Source organism: Metabacillus idriensis, from assembly GCF_009674765.1.
GTDB lineage: Bacteria > Bacillota > Bacilli > Bacillales > Bacillaceae > Bacillus_P > Bacillus_P idriensis.
Map to the genome: position 1 here is coordinate 1 of NZ_WKKF01000035.1, position 571 is coordinate 571.

General features: G+C 43.8%; 2 tRNA genes. Both read left to right on the top strand.

What is annotated here, in order from left to right:
- Positions 1-186 precede the first annotated feature (186 nt).
- Positions 187-263: transfer RNA gene (locus GJU41_RS24515), tRNA-Ile, on the top strand.
- A gap of 17 nt (positions 264-280) precedes the next feature.
- A tRNA-Ala gene (locus GJU41_RS24520) sits at positions 281-356 on the top strand.
- Positions 357-571: the final 215 nt, after the last annotated feature.

The window sequence follows — 571 nt, forward strand, 5'->3', positions numbered from 1 at the left end:
TCGGAAGGTGCGGCTGGATCACCTCCTTTCTAAGGAATATATGAGGACGCTTTTGGTTTTTGTTTAGTTTTGAGAGAACTTTGTTCCCTCTAAATGAATAGTGAGTTTACCTTAGAGTAAGCGAAGAAACATTTGCGCGTACTTTTTTGTACGTCACAAACATTCTTTTATTCATTCTTATGAGATGGGCCTATAGCTCAGCTGGTTAGAGCGCACGCCTGATAAGCGTGAGGTCGATGGTTCGAGTCCATTTAGGCCCACCATCTCTTAAATTCCATATGGGGCCTTAGCTCAGCTGGGAGAGCGCCTGCCTTGCACGCAGGAGGTCAGCGGTTCGATCCCGCTAGGCTCCACCAAGAAGTTGTTCTTTGAAAACTAGATAACGTAATTGATAACAAGTAATTCACTGAGATTTACGCTTACCATAATTAGTGATTTTCTAGACATTTATGTCTAAACAAACAACAAAATGAGAAACGCATCTTAGATGCGGATGACCATTTAGGTTAAGTTATGAAGGGCGCACGGTGGATGCCTTGGCACTAGGAGCCGATGAAGGACGGGACTAACA